16 protein-coding genes are annotated in these 16,221 nt (G+C 52.4%); 5 read left to right on the forward strand and 11 right to left on the reverse strand.

Annotated features, from left to right (window positions below):
• Positions 1 to 202: 202 nt before the first annotated feature.
• Positions 203 to 712 carry a DUF4189 domain-containing protein gene (locus tag ACTHUG_RS06750; RefSeq protein WP_440386437.1) on the reverse strand — a complete coding sequence of 170 codons (510 nt, stop codon included), beginning with the start codon at positions 710 to 712 and terminating at the stop codon, positions 203 to 205.
• A gap of 257 nt (positions 713 to 969) precedes the next feature.
• Between ACTHUG_RS06750 and tldD the strand changes: the two genes are divergently transcribed.
• From tldD to prmC, 3 genes are read left to right on the forward strand one after another with little or no spacing between them, the layout of a single operon-like run.
• Positions 970 to 2,412 (forward strand): metalloprotease TldD, encoded by a 1,443-nt coding sequence (gene tldD, locus ACTHUG_RS06755; protein ID WP_440386438.1) that lies wholly within the window; start codon positions 970 to 972, stop codon positions 2,410 to 2,412.
• A gap of 53 nt (positions 2,413 to 2,465) precedes the next feature.
• On the forward strand, positions 2,466 to 2,927 hold the full coding sequence (locus tag ACTHUG_RS06760) for a hypothetical protein (protein WP_440386439.1): 462 nt from the start codon (positions 2,466 to 2,468) through the stop codon (positions 2,925 to 2,927).
• On the forward strand, positions 2,917 to 3,729 hold the full coding sequence (prmC, locus tag ACTHUG_RS06765; protein WP_440386440.1) for a peptide chain release factor N(5)-glutamine methyltransferase: 813 nt from the start codon (positions 2,917 to 2,919) through the stop codon (positions 3,727 to 3,729). The genes ACTHUG_RS06760 and prmC overlap by 11 nt, the downstream gene beginning before the upstream one ends.
• A gap of 84 nt (positions 3,730 to 3,813) precedes the next feature.
• Here the strand turns inward: prmC and ACTHUG_RS06770 are convergent, their stop codons facing one another.
• From ACTHUG_RS06770 to ACTHUG_RS06785, 4 genes are all read right to left on the reverse strand, one after another.
• Positions 3,814 to 4,608, reverse strand: coding sequence for a 3'-5' exonuclease (locus ACTHUG_RS06770; RefSeq protein WP_440386547.1), 795 nt, complete (start codon positions 4,606 to 4,608; stop codon positions 3,814 to 3,816).
• Positions 4,609 to 5,376: 768 nt separating this feature from the next.
• Positions 5,377 to 6,261, reverse strand: a complete 885-nt coding sequence (locus ACTHUG_RS06775; RefSeq protein ID WP_283122203.1) for a lipid A biosynthesis lauroyl acyltransferase — start codon at positions 6,259 to 6,261, stop codon at positions 5,377 to 5,379.
• 78 nt (positions 6,262 to 6,339) lie between these two features.
• Positions 6,340 to 6,885, reverse strand: a complete 546-nt coding sequence (gene ruvC / locus ACTHUG_RS06780) for a crossover junction endodeoxyribonuclease RuvC (protein ID WP_003684216.1) — start codon at positions 6,883 to 6,885, stop codon at positions 6,340 to 6,342.
• A 9-nt stretch (positions 6,886 to 6,894) separates the two neighbouring features.
• Complete coding sequence (locus ACTHUG_RS06785) at positions 6,895 to 7,725, reverse strand: carbon-nitrogen hydrolase family protein (RefSeq protein ID WP_440386441.1); 831 nt, start codon at positions 7,723 to 7,725, stop codon at positions 6,895 to 6,897.
• A gap of 95 nt (positions 7,726 to 7,820) precedes the next feature.
• On the opposite strand from ACTHUG_RS06785, the gene ACTHUG_RS06790 reads away from it, so the two are divergent.
• Together ACTHUG_RS06790 and ACTHUG_RS06795 are read left to right on the forward strand one after the other, a co-directional pair.
• A complete protein-coding gene (locus ACTHUG_RS06790) occupies positions 7,821 to 8,120 on the forward strand; it encodes a porin (RefSeq protein ID WP_440386442.1) in 300 nt (99 codons plus the stop codon).
• 113 nt (positions 8,121 to 8,233) lie between these two features.
• Positions 8,234 to 9,526 (forward strand): valine--pyruvate transaminase, encoded by a 1,293-nt coding sequence (locus ACTHUG_RS06795; protein ID WP_440386443.1) that lies wholly within the window; start codon positions 8,234 to 8,236, stop codon positions 9,524 to 9,526.
• Between the two features lie 69 nt (positions 9,527 to 9,595).
• On the opposite strand, the gene ACTHUG_RS06800 is transcribed toward ACTHUG_RS06795, so the two are convergent.
• The 6 genes from ACTHUG_RS06800 to ACTHUG_RS06825 all read right to left on the reverse strand — a co-directional run bounded on the left by ACTHUG_RS06800 (position 9,596) and on the right by ACTHUG_RS06825 (position 16,199).
• Positions 9,596 to 10,354 carry an iron ABC transporter ATP-binding protein gene (locus tag ACTHUG_RS06800; RefSeq protein WP_003749115.1) on the reverse strand — a complete coding sequence of 253 codons (759 nt, stop codon included), beginning with the start codon at positions 10,352 to 10,354 and terminating at the stop codon, positions 9,596 to 9,598.
• An 84-nt stretch (positions 10,355 to 10,438) separates the two neighbouring features.
• Positions 10,439 to 11,065: an FmdE family protein gene (locus ACTHUG_RS06805; protein WP_440386444.1), complete on the reverse strand. Its 627-nt coding sequence runs from the start codon at positions 11,063 to 11,065 to the stop codon at positions 10,439 to 10,441.
• A gap of 65 nt (positions 11,066 to 11,130) precedes the next feature.
• On the reverse strand, positions 11,131 to 12,996 hold the full coding sequence (locus ACTHUG_RS06810; RefSeq protein WP_440386445.1) for an acyltransferase family protein: 1,866 nt from the start codon (positions 12,994 to 12,996) through the stop codon (positions 11,131 to 11,133).
• A gap of 129 nt (positions 12,997 to 13,125) precedes the next feature.
• A complete protein-coding gene (locus tag ACTHUG_RS06815; RefSeq protein ID WP_440386446.1) occupies positions 13,126 to 14,097 on the reverse strand; it encodes an iron chelate uptake ABC transporter family permease subunit in 972 nt (323 codons plus the stop codon).
• On the reverse strand, positions 14,087 to 15,055 hold the full coding sequence (locus tag ACTHUG_RS06820; RefSeq protein ID WP_036492655.1) for an ABC transporter permease: 969 nt from the start codon (positions 15,053 to 15,055) through the stop codon (positions 14,087 to 14,089). Before ACTHUG_RS06820 ends, ACTHUG_RS06815 begins: the two co-directional genes overlap by 11 nt.
• 181 nt (positions 15,056 to 15,236) lie before the next feature.
• On the reverse strand, positions 15,237 to 16,199 hold the full coding sequence (locus ACTHUG_RS06825; protein WP_440386447.1) for a siderophore ABC transporter substrate-binding protein: 963 nt from the start codon (positions 16,197 to 16,199) through the stop codon (positions 15,237 to 15,239).
• Between the last annotated feature and the right edge of the window lie 22 nt (positions 16,200 to 16,221).

Here is a 16,221-nt window from a genome sequence, read left to right on the forward strand (position 1 = left end):
GATAAAATCTGTCGTTTAATGGCTCGGATTAGGACGTCTTCCGAGTGGATTTAATTATACGCTAATAATAACTATTATCAATAGCAAAACTAAAAAAATAAGGGATTTTTCTATAATAGATTGTTTTGTATGGGAATTAAGTTTCGGCATTGGCTTTGCCGTGATTGAAAAGGCCGTCTGAATAAAGCCGGCCTTTTGTCTATTAGAATTTAGGCATTGAGCAGCCTTCGGTAGCAATAATTCTACATTGTGCTTTTCTATTTTTTTGGCATTTTTCTAAGGCTTCATCTTCAGCTAGGCCAGGGGTAGTTGATCCGAAAAAAATTGTACCATTTTGATCTTGGGCAACGGCAAGACAGCCATTCCTGACCCAAGCATAAATTTTACACGGTTTATTTTTCCCACCTAGTTCACAAGTTTTAATGGCTTCTCTTTTAGCAGCATCAAGTGAATCCATTTCGAGTGCCCCACCTGATATACCAGTTTTAGGGTTAGCTGCCCATGCACCGTATTTTGAAGGAACATCGATGTTGATAATTTCCTTAGGCTGGTTCCGTTGGTGCTGACGAGATGACGCGCAGTTAGGATTGTATCCGTATTGACATAAACCAGGGTCATTTTGTAATGCGCCCCTAGTCGCATCATAGGTAGGATTGGCAACGCAAACATTAAGACTTGCCAGTCCTAATAATACAAAAAGCATTTTTTTCATTTTAAGTCCAATTTATTTATGATTTAAATCTTTATCAGTCTGCCGTTGCATCAATCATACGATGATTTGTTATCTTCTTTACGCGGCTGACGTTGAAATAGGATAAGGCAAACATTTCGCCCCTATATTTCAGACGGCCTTTTGATTTGTTTTAATCACTCATAAACCCAAGCAATCAACATATCCAAAGCCATATAAAATACCGTATAATCAAGGCCAAATTAACTTTGCCTGCTCGTCGGGCCGTCTGAAAAATTATGCAACAAACCTACGCCGCCGTACAGCGAGATTTGCTCGAAGCCAACCATCTTTCCCCCGATTTGCTTGCCCAAAGCCTGAGCATTATCGGCACCAACCATGTCGATTATGCCGACATCTATTGTCAGCGTACTGCCTATGAAAGCTGGCATTTGGAAGAAGGCATCGTCAAATCGGGCAGCTTCCAAATCGATCAGGGTGTGGGCGTGCGTGCCGTTTCGGGCGATAAAACTGCTTTTGCCTACGCCGACAGCCTGTGTATCGATTCGATCAACCGCTCTGCCAAAGCCGTGCGCGTGATTGGTGCGGCCGGCGGCGAGGCCAGCGTCAAAGTGCCAACACCTGCCTACGGCAAGCCTGTCCACATGGCGATTGACCCTATTGCCAGCCTCGATTCTGCTGCCAAAGTCGCGCTGTTGAACAAAGTCGAAACGCTGGCCAAAGCCACTGATCCGCGTATCGTGCAAGTGATGGCCGGTTTGACCTGCGAATATGACATGGTGTACATCGCCCGTCTGGATGGTAAACACGCTGCCGATATCCGCCCGATGGTGCGCATGAACGTTACCGTCATTGCCAAGCAGGGCGAGCGTCGCGAGCAGGGCAGCGCGGGCGGCGGCGGACGTTATGATTTGGCGTATTTCGATGAAAACTTGGTGCATCGGTTTGTCGATTCCGCCGTCAAACAAGCGCTGACCAATCTCGAATCCCGTCCTGCGCCTGCCGGCGAGATGACCGTCGTTTTGGGCAACGGCTGGCCGGGCGTGTTGTTGCACGAAGCGGTCGGACATGGTTTGGAAGGCGATTTCAACCGTAAAGAAACCAGCGTTTTCTCCGGCCGAATCGGTGAGCGTGTCGCCGCCAAAGGCGTTACCGTTGTGGATCAAGGCGATATTGCCGACAGACGCGGTTCGCTCAATATCGACGACGAAGGCAATGAAACCCGCCGCACTGTATTGATTGAAGACGGTATTTTGGTCGGCTATATGCAGGACGAAACCAACGCCCGTCTGATGGGTACGCAATCGACCGGCAACGGCCGCCGCGAAAGTTACGCCTCCGCACCTATGCCGCGCATGACCAATACTTTTATGGAAAACGGCGGCTATGAGCCGGAAGAAATCATCGCTTCCATCGATAAGGGCATTTACGCCGTCAACTTCGGCGGCGGACAAGTGGACATTACCAGCGGCAAGTTTGTGTTCAGCGCATCCGAAGCGTGGTGGGTGGAAGGCGGCAAGTTGCAATACCCTGTCAAAGGCGCGACCATCATCGGCAACGGCCCCGAAGTGTTGAAACATGTTTCCATGATAGGCAACGACTCCGCGCTCGACAGCGGCATCGGCGTCTGCGGCAAAGAAGGGCAGAGCGTTCCTGTCGGCGTCGGACAACCGACCCTGAGGATTGATGCCGGACTGACCGTCGGCGGTAGCGAAATTTAAACGGCAGGCCGTCTGAAAGGTTTTCAGACGGCCTTTTACATTAGGATAAAACCATGCAGGAACAGAATCGGAAATCAAGTTTTCCCATAGTGATGTTGCTGGTGTCGGTTGTCCTGTGGATAGCGTCTTTGTCCAATGTTGCATTTTATTTGGGCAATCATGAAAGCATGAAGGGTGTGACCGTTTTGATTTTGGGGTCGATATTTGCTCCTTTGGATATCAGATATTGTGCGGCCTATGCGAATTATGTTTGGTTGGCGGCCATTGTGTTGCTGGCGTTGCGGAAGAAGGTCGTGCCTGTCCATGCGGCACTTTGGGGCTTGGCGCTGGTGGCTTTCAGTGTGAAAGCCGTACATGTCGATGAAGCAGGAAATACGGCGGATATCGTGTGCTACGGTGCCGGATTTTATTTGTGGTATGCCGCATTTGCGGTTGCCACCATCGGTACGTTTGCCGGAAAGAATAAGGAAAGAAAAGCCACAACGCTGGCAGATGGGACGAAAAATGATGCTTGATGAATGGTTGCGCCAATCGGTACTGCCTAAAAATGAAGCGCGGATGTTGTTGCAATATGCGCTGGGTTACACGCGCGCGCAGCTGGTGACGCGTGGTACGGACGATTTGGCAGAATCCGCCCTGCAAACCTTGGAGATTTTGACGCAACGCCGTCTGAAAGGCGAGCCGATGGCCTATCTGTTGGGTGAACGCGAGTTTTACGGACGACGCTTTGCCGTCAATCCCCATGTGCTGATTCCACGCCCTGAAACCGAGCATTTGGTGGAAGCTGTGCTCAAACGCTTGCCGCCGCAAGGCCGCGTGTGGGACTTGGGAACGGGCAGCGGCGCCATTGCCGTGACCGTCGCGCTTGAACGCGTTGATGCCGATGTTCGCGCATCCGACATCAGCGTCGGTGCTTTGGATACTGCCCGTCAAAATGCGGCCGAATTGGGCGCAAAAGTCGAATTTGCGCGGGGTTCGTGGTTTGATACCGACAGGCCGTCTGAAGGCCGATACGATGTGATTGTTTCCAATCCGCCGTATATCGAGGATGGCGATGAACATTTGTTGCAAGGCGATTTGAGGTTTGAACCGCAAAACGCGTTGACCGACTTTTCAGACGGCCTCAGCCATATCCGCCACATTACCCAAGAAGCCCCCAAATACCTGAAAGCCAACGGTTGGCTGCTGTTTGAACACGGCTATGACCAAGGCGAAGCAGTGCGGAACATTATGCTGGAGAACGGTTTTGTCGAAGTGGCAACAGAGCAGGATTTGGCAGGATTGGACAGGGTAACGCTGGGGCGTTTGCCTGCTTAGTGGGCATGGTTTGTCGGAATATAAAAAAGGGCGTGTCGATCACGCCCTTTTGGTTTTCCGGTTTGGCTGTTCAGACGGCCTGGTTTAACGCCAAGCGGCGACGAACTCCGCCCAGTGTTGTTTTTCTTCGGCTTGTGCGGCCAGATAATGTTTGATGCGTTTGATTTCGACTTCGTATTCGTCGGCATCGAGCGCGCCGCTCATCATGCGAAAGCGCATGTACATCAGGTAGGTATTGGCGGCATCGGTTTCGCAATAGTCGCGGATGTCTTTCAGACGGCCTGCGTGATAAGCGTCCCAAACCTTGCTGCCGTCCATACCCAGTTTGCCGGGGAAACCGCAGAGTTTGGCCATATCGTCTAAAGGCACGCTGGCACGCGGTTGGTAGAGGGCGAGCAAATCCATCAGGTCGCAATGGCGGGTGTGGTAGCGGCTGATGTAGTTGTTCCACTTAAAGTCGCGACTGTCGCCAAAGTCGCCGTCGCCCATGTCCCAGTAGCGGGCGGCACTGATGCCGTGTATCAGGGCGCGGTAGTGGAGGACGGGCAGGTCGAAACCGCCGCCGTTCCAGCTGATGAGTTGCGGCGTATAGTTTTCGATGACCTCGAAGAATTTGGCAATCATGACTTCTTCGCTGTCTTCGGGATCGCCGATGGTGCTGACGCGGATTTTGTCCTGACCCCAGCGCATACAGCAGGAGATGGCGACGACTTGGTGCAGATGGTGTTGCATAAAGTCGCTGCCGGTTTTGGCGCGGCGTTGCTGTTGGGCAAACAGGACGACTTCGTTGTCGGGCAAATCGGCAGGCAAATCGTAAAGCAGGCGGATGCCGTTTACGTCGGGAATGGTTTCGATGTCGAAGGCGAGTATCGGAGTCATGGCGTGATCGGGTTGGATAAGGAATGATGCCATTGTGGCATGACGGCGCAGATAAAAAAAGAGGCAATCCCCCACAGGATTGCCCCAATACCTCAAATCAGAGATTTACGCTTCACAAACAATACAGGCTTTCACCTGCGGCTTTACAGATGCAGCTCAACTCTGCACCGGTAAACTTTCATTTCGGGTATTCGCCGAAATCCTCTAAAAATACTGCAATTGCTTGCAATATCAGAAAACTGCTTACAAAAACATTTAAAACCGGCTGAGGCCGTCTGAATGTCTTGTAATTTGATGTAGTAAAATTTACGCGAAATTTTACAGTTTGCCAAGTGTTTTTTCTGAAGGTTTGGGTTAGGGTAAATTGCAGTTATTGTCATATTTTTGCAATTAAATTTCATAATTAATTTAAAATTAGATGTTTATTTTGTATTTCTTGCTTTAAATTTAATTTAATTTCATATTTCGAATGATTAAAATTTGTTTTATTTTAAAGGTTATTTTATAACATTTTGTTTTTAAATGAAATTAAATTTAACATATAAATGAAAAGGGTATTGAATAGAGCATTTTTTATTTGAGAAAAAATATAAGGTTGTTTGAAAGTTTCAATTGCCTTGAAAAAAGTTGTTTTTAAAGCATTTAAAGTGGAATTTGATTTGATTGTTTGAAATTGAAGCTGAGCTTGGATTTGATACAATTAAAATGAAAAAGCGGCAAAAGAAAGGTTTTGCCGCTTTTTCATGCTTAAATTGTAATTTTATGTAGTCAGTAAAAGCTGCTTTCGCCTTCGGGACGGGTTTTGAAGCGTTTGTGCAGCCAGAAATATTGTTCGGGATGCTCGCGTACCCGCTCTTCGATGAAGTCGTTCATGCGCTGGGTGTCGGCTTCGACATTTTCGGTTGGGAAATTGTCCCAAGCCGGATAGAAGCGCAGGGTTACGGTATTGTCGGCTTCACGCGTGGGGATGGCGGGAATGATTTTGGCTTTGGTCATGCCGGCGATACGGCTGAGGCCGGTAATCGTGGCCGTCTGAATGCCGAAGAAATTAACGAAAATGGAATCGTTGCGGCCGAAGTCTTGGTCGGGCAGATAAAGAAAGGGCGCATCGCTTTTGCGCAGGTGTTTGATGATGGCGCGCAGGCCTTCTGTGCGGCCGATCAGGAAAACATTGTTGTAGCGGTGGCGGCCTTTCAGGATTTGCTCGTCCAGGGCTTTGTTTTTTTGGTGCGAATACATGCTGGTCAGCGGCACATCCTGATTGAGCGTGTAAACCGCCATTTCAAATGCGGTAAAGTGCGGATAGAGGATGATGACTTTTTCGCCGGCGGCGAGGGCTTCGTCAAGATGGTGTTTGTCTTGATAGCGCACCAACGAGCGCAGCTTGTCCGCAGGCGCGTACCAGTAGAGGCCGTATTCGAGCATCAGCTTTGCCATGTGTTGGAAATGGCGTTTGAGCAGGGCGGTGCGCTGGCTGTCGTTCAGTTCGGGAAAGCATTTTTTGAGGTTGACCTCACCGACTTTGCGGCGCGGTTTGACTGCGTAATAAGCAAGAATGCCGATTGCGTCGGCAATCTTGTGCAACACGCAAAAAGGCAGCAGGCGGATGAGGTAGAGAAAAAGGAAGGCGGCTTTCATGAAGGCTCGCTGTATGTGGGCAAAGGGCTATTATAACCGAAAGGCCGTCTGAAAACGGGCTGGAACACGATTTCAGACGGCCTGAATGTCGGCTTACCATTGGAAACGGCCGCGTTTGACCTGCAGGCCGTCGGGATTGAGTTGAGAAGCCAATCCGTGATTGCGCAGGGCGTGGGTGAGGGCGACGGCGAGTCCGTCGGCGGCATCGGCTTGCGGCGTGCCGGAAAGTGCGAGCATTTGGACCACCATATGCTGCACCTGCTCTTTGGCGGCCTTGCCCTTGCCGACCACCGCCTGCTTGACCTGAAGCGCGGTGTACTCAAACACGGGCAAGTCGTGCATGACCAAAGCGGCAATCGCCGCACCGCGCGCCTGACCGAGCATCAAAGTCGCGGCCGGGTTGACGTTGACGAAGACTTGCTCGATGGCCGCCTGATGCGGCTGATAGTGGCGGATAATTTCGTCGATATGGCGGACAATCACAGCGATGCGTTCGGAAAGCGACGCGCCGGTCGGCGTTTTGATACAGCCGGAAGCAACATAATGATGCTCGCGGCCGTGGACATCGATAACGCCGAAGCCGGTCACGCGGCTGCCGGGGTCGATGCCGAGAATGCGTGTGGGTTGGAACTGGGACATAGTGCGTGTTTAAAGTAATCGGTGTTTCAGGGCAGGCAGGCGCGTGCGCACGCTTTGCAGGCGCGCGGTATCCAAATCGGCCAAAATCACGCCTTCGCCTTCGGGCAACGTCGCCAACACATCGCCCCAAGGGTCGATAATCATACTGTGGCCGAATGTGCGGCGGCCGCTTTCATGCAGTCCGCCCTGTGCCGACGCGATGACGTAGCATTGGTTTTCCACTGCACGGGCGCGCAGCAGTAATTCCCAATGCGCCTTGCCGGTCGTGTGGGTAAACGCGGCTGGCAACAGCAAAACATCAAATGGCTGCTGGGCGCGGAAAAACTCAGGAAAGCGCAAATCGTAGCAGACCCCGGCCGCCAGCGGAACATCGTCCACGCTCAGCTTCGGCACATCGCTGCCCGCCAGTATCGTATCGGCTTCGGCGTAGCGTTCGCCCAAACCGGAAAAGCCGAAAAGGTGCATTTTGTGGTAAAGCCCGATTCGTTTCCCGTCGCGGTCATACACCAGCATCGTATTCATCACCTTGCCTGCGTCTGGGCTTTGCAACGGAACCGTGCCGCCAAATAACACCACGCCGCATTCCCTTGCCGTTTCGCTTAAGGCCGTCTGAAAACGGGTGTCGCAGGTTTCGCCGACGCCTCCATCGTCCAAAGGCTCGGCAAATGCCAGCTTGTCCGTATCGTTTTTGCCCATCAGCGGCCAATATTCGGGCAGCAACACCCAATCCGCCCCTTGTTCGGCAGCCTCGTGGACAAGGCGTTTCATCGTGGCAATATTGGTTTCGGGGGCGGTGGACGACACCATTTGTACAGCGGCGGCGCGTAAAGAGCGCATCATCAAAACTCCTGTCAGATTTTGCAAGAATTGTAACTTGTTTACGCACAAGGCCGATACAATCGCCTCACAATTCCTCTCCAAAAAAAGGATAAACCATGAACTTGAAACTTCTCCTCACTGCCGCACTTCCCACCGCCGCATTCGCCGCACATGCCGATGTACAGCTTTACGGCAGCATCAAAAGCGGCATCGAAACCTCGCAAACCCGTTTCGGCGGCCAAACACGCAGCAGCACCGCCGTTGCCGACCAAGGCAGCCACATCGGTTTGCGCGGCTCGCATCCAATTGGCGGCGGAACGAATTTTATTTGGGAAGTCGAACAAGACACGCCGGTCGGCAAAAGCGGCTCCATCCGCCAAGACTGGCGCGAACGTCGAGACAATTTTGGCCGTTAAAGGAAGGATTGAATAGTAAAGGCTGTCTGAAAATCAGGATAACTGGTTTTCAGACGGCCTTTGTTCTTATAATAGCGGTTTATTGTTTTCACACACCCAGTAACGGAGTTTCCATGCAGTTTTCAGCATTCGGCGAAAAATTCACGCAACACAGCGGCATTTTGCAATTGATGGACGATTTGGGCGACGCGCTCAAAAGCGACAAGCCCGTCAATATGCTTGGCGGCGGCAATCCGGCGAAGATTGCTGAAGTCAATGCGGTGTTCGCCGATGTGTTCTCCAAACTGGCGGCGGAACACGCTGTTGAGAATATCGGCAATTATTCCAATCCGCAGGGCGATGCGGCGCTGATTGCGGCTTTGACTAAGTTTCTTAACCGCGAATACGGCTGGAATCTGACGGCGGACAATATTGCGCTGACCAATGGTTCGCAAAACGCGTTTTTCTATTTGTTCAACCTGTTTGGCGGCAAATTCAATCTTTCAGACGGCCAAACGGCTGAAAAAGCCATTTTGTTGCCGCTTGCGCCTGAATATATCGGTTATGCCGATGTGCATATCGAGGGGCAGCATTTTATTTCGGTGAGGCCGAAAATCGAAAATGTCGAACACGAAGGCGAAGCAGGCTTTTTTAAATACCGTGTGGACTTTGACGCGCTGGAGAGCCTGCCTGAATTGAAAGCGGGCAAAATCGGTGCGATTTGCTGTTCGCGCCCGACCAATCCGACCGGCAATGTGCTGACCGACGACGAAATGGCGCGTTTGGACGCGTTGGCGCAGGAACATGGGATTCCGCTGATTATCGACAACGCTTATGGAATGCCGTTCCCGAATATTATTTACAGCGATGTAACGCTCAATTGGCACGAAAACATCATCCTCTGCTTCAGCCTTTCTAAAATCGGCCTGCCCGGCGTGCGTACCGGCATTATTATCGCCGCGCCGGAAGTGGTCAAAGCCGTCAGCAGTTTGAATGCGATTGTGAACCTGTCGCCCACCCGTTTCGGCGCGGCGATTGCGGCGCCGCTGTTAAACGACGGCCGTCTGAAACAGTTGGCCGACCAAGTGATTCAGCCGTTTTACCGTCGGCAGGCGCAAACGGCGGTTTCCCTGCTCAAACGCGAATTGGGTGCGTATCCGTTGAAAATCCACAAGCCCGAAGGCGCGATTTTCTTGTGGCTTTGGTTTGAAAACCTGCCGGTTTCGTCGCAAACCTTGTACGAAATGCTCAAGGCTGAAGGCACGCTGATTATTCCGGGCGAGCATTTCTTTGTCGGCATCGATACGCAAGATTATCCGCACGCGGGCGAGTGCATCCGCATGAGTATTGCGCAGGATGCGGAAACGCTGGAAAAAGGCATTACTGCGATTGGTCGCGTGGTGCGCGGTTTGTACGATAAAAAATAAATGCTTTGAATAGGCAAAGGCCGTCTGAAACGTGGGGAATCGGGTTTCAGACGGTCTTTTTTATTGGGTTCAAACGTGGTGGATAACCAGTTTTTTGCCTTCGTAATCGAGGACGTTGACGTCCATATCGAATAGGGATTTGATGTTTTCGGCGGTGAAAATGTCGTTGGGTGCGCCCTGCATGGCGACTTGGCCGTTTTTCATGGCGACAACGTGGTCGGCGTAGGCGGCGGCCTGGTTGATGTCGTGCAGGACGACGACGGTAGTGCGTTTGTACTCGTCGGTCAGCCGGCGCAGGATTTGCATGAGGGAGCGGGCATGATACATGTCGAGGTTGTTCAGCGGCTCGTCCAGTAAAACGTAGTCGGTGCGCTGGCAGAACACCATGGCAATCATGGCGCGTTGGCGTTGGCCGCCGGAAAGCTCGGTCAGGTAGCGGTCGGCAAAGCCTTGCAGGTGGAACTCGGCGAGTGCTTCTTCGACGATGGTTTTATCCGTTTCAGACGGCCTGCCTTGGTGGTAGGGATAGCGGCCGAACATGAGCAGGTCGCGCACGGTAATGCGGCTCATGATGCTGTTTTCTTGGGTGAGGATGGAGAGCGTGCGGGCGAGTTCGGCGGTGGGCGTGGTTTTGATGTCTTTGCCTGCGTAGCTGATGTCGCCGTGTACCAAGGGTTGCAGGCGCGCCATAAAGGAGAGGAGGGTGGACTTGCCTGCGCCGTTCGGGCCGATTAGCGCGGTAATGCCGCCTTCGGGAATGTCGAGGCTGACGTCGTTGAGGATGGGGTTGCTGCCGATGGTGTGGCTGACGTTGCGGATGGTAATCATAGGCGGATTCGAGTATGGAAAACTTGGGGTTTCAGACGGCCTTTCAGCGTGAGGCCGTCTGAATTTTATTTCTGTATGGAGTGGTTAGATTTCGCTGACGGTCACAAATTCGGGATTGTCGGCTTGATCGATCAGGAAGGCGCGGACACGTTCTTGCCAAAGCTCGCCGAATTGTTTGAGTTCGTCGGCACTTGCGCTGCCGCTGACGGCTTTGGGCATGATGTCGCGCATTTGCGGTGCGAAGGGTTGGAGTGCGGCGTTGAGGCTGACGGCAACGGTTTTGCCGGTATCGCGGCGGCGGAGCGCGAGTGTACCGTTGATTTCGCCTGCACCAAAGGACAATAAATGGCGGCGGGCAAAGCGTCCGGCAGGGCCTACGCCGCCAAAGCCGGTTTCGGGTGCTGCGCCGGTAAGGAGTTGGACGACGGAAGCGGTCACGCCGGTCGTGCCTTCGTCACGCTCGCCCTGCATAAAGGCCTCGATGTCGCCGCGTTGCGGCAGCTCTTCGCCGTAAAGGGCTTTCAGGCCTTTGATGACCATCAGGTAAGCACCGGCGACGGTCGGGCAGGAGTGGCCGCACAGGCGTACGGCATCGGCGTAGTGGTAAGTGAGGATGCCGTTTTCGGCCGCGCCGAGGAAGTCGGCCAATGTGTCTTGGACGGTGATGGTCGGGGCTTGGTTGAAGAATGATGGGAAATGTTCTTGTGTCATGAAGGTTGTCCTTTGCGGGTTTGCCCGGGCCGTCTGAAATATTCAGACGGCCTTGGGCATAGATGTTATTTTAAGAGTATTTGTTTGTCCTGTATAAATTTTTCGGCCAGTTTTGTCGCACCGTGGGTGTTGAGGTGGTTGGTGTCGAAATATATCGGCAGGCCGTCTATGGTTTTATCTGCCGGAATCGGCTCCATGATGTTGACCCAATGCACGGCAGGCCGCTGTTTGACAATGTTTTCTATGGTCTTGTCGGCTTCGGCGGAGCGGGCGATTTCGGCTTTTTTATGCTCGGAAACGTATTGCATGTCGAGGCCGAGGCGTTGTTTCAAGTAGTAATGGCGCAGGGGCAGTTGCGCGTTCATCGGCGTGTCGGCAAAGACGTAAACCTGCTTGCCCTGTTGAATCAGGGTGTCGAGCATTTTGCTGAAATGCTCCGTAAAACCGGGCTTGTTGGTATGCAGGAACCAACGTTGCGAGATAAAGACCACCGGATAGTTTTCGACCTTTTGTGCGATAAAGCGGTTGTAAGGGTTGCAACGGTCGGCACGGCGGTCGCTTTGCGGCAACATAAAGCCGAAGGCAACGCCGCAGCTGTTGGACGAGATAACGTCGGCGGCAAAGCCTTCCTGTTTGCCCACCATATCGATAAAGGGCGTCAGGTGGGCGGCGTGGGAATCGCCCATCAGCAGGACTTTGCTGCTTTGGTTTTCCGCGCCGACGGCGCAGTCGGTTTTGGTCAAGGTATCCGCGCAGATTTTACTTTCGTCAACCGTATATAGGTTTGCCTCGTATGCGGCCGGTTTGGCAGTCAGCAGGTAGCCGGCGGCAGGAATCAGCAGGGCGAAATAGGCGGCGATTACCCCGATGAATTTTTGGGTGGTGAAATTCTTTATCCGTCGCGCCGGTGTTTCGACAAAGTAATAGGACAAAACGGACAAGCCCGACATCAGCACCACGGCCAATACAATCGCGGACATCGGTAAAGCGTTGTCCATGTAAACATAGCGCATGACGGCCAAGACCACCCAATGCCACAAATACAGCGAATAGGAAATCAAACCGATAAACACAACGGGCTTGAGGCTCAACAGTTTGGCGGTATTGAAGCCGTTTTGCGTCTGCAGGGTTTTGCCCGAGTAAATCAAGCCGCCGACCGCCGTACAGCACAGCAGCCGTTCGATATTGCCTTCACCGGGCAACACGCCGTAAGGAAGCAGCAACATGGCGGCAATCACCGCCATCATCGCCCAGCCGACCACAGGCGTGCTGAAGCGGTCGTTGTTTTGCGAGGGCGAAATAAAGGCGAAAAGCGCGCCGATCAGCAGCTCGTATGCGCGCACATAAGGCAGGAAATAAGGGTCCATGCCGAAGGTGGGTAAAAAGACGGACAGCAGGCTCAATACAATCAGTAAAAGAATGAATTGGCGGATGCTGCGCCCTTTGCTGAAGCGGAAAAAGGCAATCAGCAAAACTGGGAAAACAAAGTAAAACTGCTCTTCCAGCGATAAAGACCAAATGTGTTGCAAAGGTTTTTCTGCCGCGTCGGTATCAAAATAACCGCCGCGCCGTGCAAAAAACAGGTTGGCCGAAAACAGCAACGCAAACACTGCCGATTTGACGTATTGGCGCAGGTCAAACGACAAGAAAAAGATTGCGGCGGCCAAACTCGTACACAGCAATACGCAGGCGAAAACGGGCAAAATACGCTTGGCGCGGCGTTTGTAGAATTCTAAAAACGAAAAACTACCGTTTTGCATTTCGCGGCTGATGATGGTGGTGATCAGATAGCCGGACAAAACGAAAAACATATCCACGCCGAGAAAGCCGCCGGGCAGCCAAGCGGCGTCGATGTGGAAAATAATAACGGCCAAGACGGCCAAAGCTCGGATGCCGTCTAAGTCGGGACGGTATTTTAATGTCGTACTCATTTTTTGTAATTTTAGTAAATTTAGTGATGTTTACTATGAGTACATGTCAGAAATTTAGTTTCATTTCAATGGTTAAATATTTTTTAACACGGGCTTCAGACGGCCTGAAGCTGTTTGGGCACATTTAATTTATTTCTTTTTCAACACCAAATATAAAAATACCAATCCGCCTGCAAATTCGACGATCACGCTCAATACGGCCTGCATGCCGAGGAAGTGTTCGAAAATGGTTTGCCCACCGACCAGCAGGATGCCGCCGACACAAAAAGTCATCGGCAGGCGGACGGAATGTTTGACCGACGGGGAAAAATGGTTGGCCAGCGCGGCAACCAGCAGGCCGAAAAAGCTCACCGGGCCGACAACGGCGGTCGCGGTCGCAACCAGCGCGGCGATCCAGAGCAGCAGCCATAAGGTATTGCGCGTGTAGTTGATGCCCAAATTAATGGCCTGATTGCGGCCGAGCAGGTAAACGTCGAGGCGGTGGCGTTCGCGCCAGATTACGGCGGCGCTGATGAGCAACACGATTGCGCCGATGCCCAACAATTCCGAGTGGACGGTATTGAAGGTGGCAAACATATTCGCCTGCGCGGCGGTAAATTCTTCGGGGTCAATCATACGCGAAAGCAGCGACGACAGGCTGCGGAACAAAATCCCGAAAATCACGCCGATTAAAATCATGCGCGACAAATCGCGTCCGCCTTGTTTGATGAGCGTGTAAAACAGCAGCAGCGAGCCGCCCATCATGATGACCAGCTCAAAGCCGAATTTGCCCGTCAACGGCAGGGAAGAATAGCCCACGCCGCCGAGCGTAAACACCAGCAAGGTCTGCAAAAACACATACAGCGAATCGAAACCCAAAATCGAAGGGGTCAGAATCGGGTTGTTGGTCAGCGTTTGGAAAAGTTGCGTGGACACGCCGACCGCATAGGCAACCATCAGCAGCGCGGCAAGTTTGGTCAGGCGCAGGTGCAAGACAAAGTCCCAATCGCCTTTGACGTTGAGCGTCATAAACAGGGCGCAGGAAACCAGCAACAGCGCAAAAGCCACCCACAACGGACGGCTGCTTCCTGCCATAAAATCGATATTTTTTTCAGACGGCATGAGCAGGTTTCCTTAATAAAAGCCACAAAAACAACACTGTACCCATGACTCCGAAAACAGTCGATACAGGGATTTCAAACGGAAACACAATCACGCGTCCGACAATGTCGCACAGCAACACCAAAGACGCGCCCAGCAAGGCCACCGCCGGCAGGCTTTGGCGCAGCTTGTCGCCCATCAGGCGGCTGATGATGTTCGGCACGACCAGGCCGATAAACGGAATATTGCCGACCGTTACGACCACCAAAGACGTAATCAGCGCCACAATAATCAGCCCCGACCACAGAATCGCCGTCCGGTTCAGCCCCAAGTTCACGCTCACCGTTTCGCCCAAACCCAAAATCGTCAGCTGGTCGGCAATCAAATAGGCAAACAAAGCCAAAACCCCCGTTGCCCACAACAGCTCATACCGCCCGAGCAACACGCCGGAAAAATCGCCCTGCTGCCACACGCCCAGCATTTGCAGCATTTCGTTTTGATACGCGATAAAGGTGGCCACCGCCTCAATCACGCCGCCGAAAATAATCCCGACCAAAGGCACCATCAGCTGCGCGGTCGGCGGCAGGCGGCGGATCAGCAACATAAAGACCAACATCCCGATCAGCGCGGCAACGGCGGCAACCGACATTTTTGCCAGCAACGGCGCAGCCGGCAACAGCAAGGACATCAACAGCAAACCCAAAGCCGCACTTTGGCTTGCGCCCACCATCGACGGTTCGACAAAACGGTTGCGCATCAAAATCTGCATAATCATGCCGGCCACGGCCATCGATGCGCCTGTCAGCACAATGGCAAACGTGCGCGGCAGGCGGCTGATGAACATAACCTGTTGGCTGTCGGAGAGCGAAAACAGGGCGGACCAGTCGAATTGGGCGACCCCGACCGACAGGCTGACGGCAAACAATATCAGAAGCGCGATGCCGTTGATAAGGTTCAAATAAAAGGGCTTGTGAAACATAAACGATAAGGTCGTAAAAGAAACAAAGGCATTATTTTATAGTTGTATCGTTTTCAAAGATAACGAAGCAAACGGGCAAGAATGCCCGTTTCAGACGGCCTGATGACCAAAATACAGCTTGGGCAAAGGCCGTCCGGATGCCATGAAACGGAAGGGTGGGCATTGCCGCCCGCCGAAACAACTATTTCGCCGCGTTGAATGCGTCGGTAACCTGTTTGGAAGCGTTCAGCAATTCTTGCGCGCCGCCGGCCGCCAAATAGGTTTCAGGAACAAGGTAAACCACCTGTCCTTTTTTCCAGGCATTCGTTTCAGCGACCAGCGGATTGTTCAACACATCTTTTGCCGCCTGGCCTTCTTCGCCGATGGCCGCGCCGCGGTCAAGGACGAACAACCAATCAGGGTTTTTCTCTTTCAAGTATTCAAAGCTGATGGGCTGACCGTGGCTGCCTTCTTTAATCGATTCATCAACAGCGGGAACGCCGATGTCTTTATGCAACCAACCGCCCAAACGTGAGGAAGGGCCGAAAGCCGACATCTTACCGCCGTTGACCAATACCACCAAACCCTTGCCTTTGCCTTGCGCAGCAGTTTTCGCCGCTTCAAACGAAGCATCGATTTCCGCTTTCAGCTTGTCTGCTTCGGCCTGTTTGCCGAAGATTTGCCCCAGTGCGTCGATGCGCTCTTTTGAGCTTTCTTTCAGATTGGCGGTTTCGGCGGTCATCTCGATGGTCGGCGCGATCTCGTTCAACTTGTCAAATGCTTTGGCTGCACGGCTGCCGATGATGATGAGCTGCGGTTTGTAAGCGTTTAAGGCTTCGTAGTCAGGCTCAAACAGCGTACCAGCGGGTTTGGTCGTTTTGAAATATTCGTCCAAATAAGGCAGCAGGTTTTTGTCGATGGACAAACCGGTTTTCACACCCAATTTGTTTAAAGTATCGAGCATGCCCAAATCGTAAACAGCGATGCGTTCAGGATTTTGCGGCACTTTCGCATCGCCGCGCGCCGTTTTGACGGTCAGGCCTGCGCCTTCGGTTTGGGCGGCAGAAGCGGAAGCAGTTTGGGCTTGGTTGGAAGCAGAATCTTTCGGTGAGCACGCACCCAAAGCAAGGGTGCAGCATACGGCTAAAGCGGTCAAACGTAACATAGGGTTTCTCCGTGGTCGGGAA

The sequence above is a fragment of the Neisseria sp. P0022.S009 genome (assembly GCF_051956675.1).
Classification (GTDB): Bacteria; Pseudomonadota; Gammaproteobacteria; order Burkholderiales; family Neisseriaceae; genus Neisseria.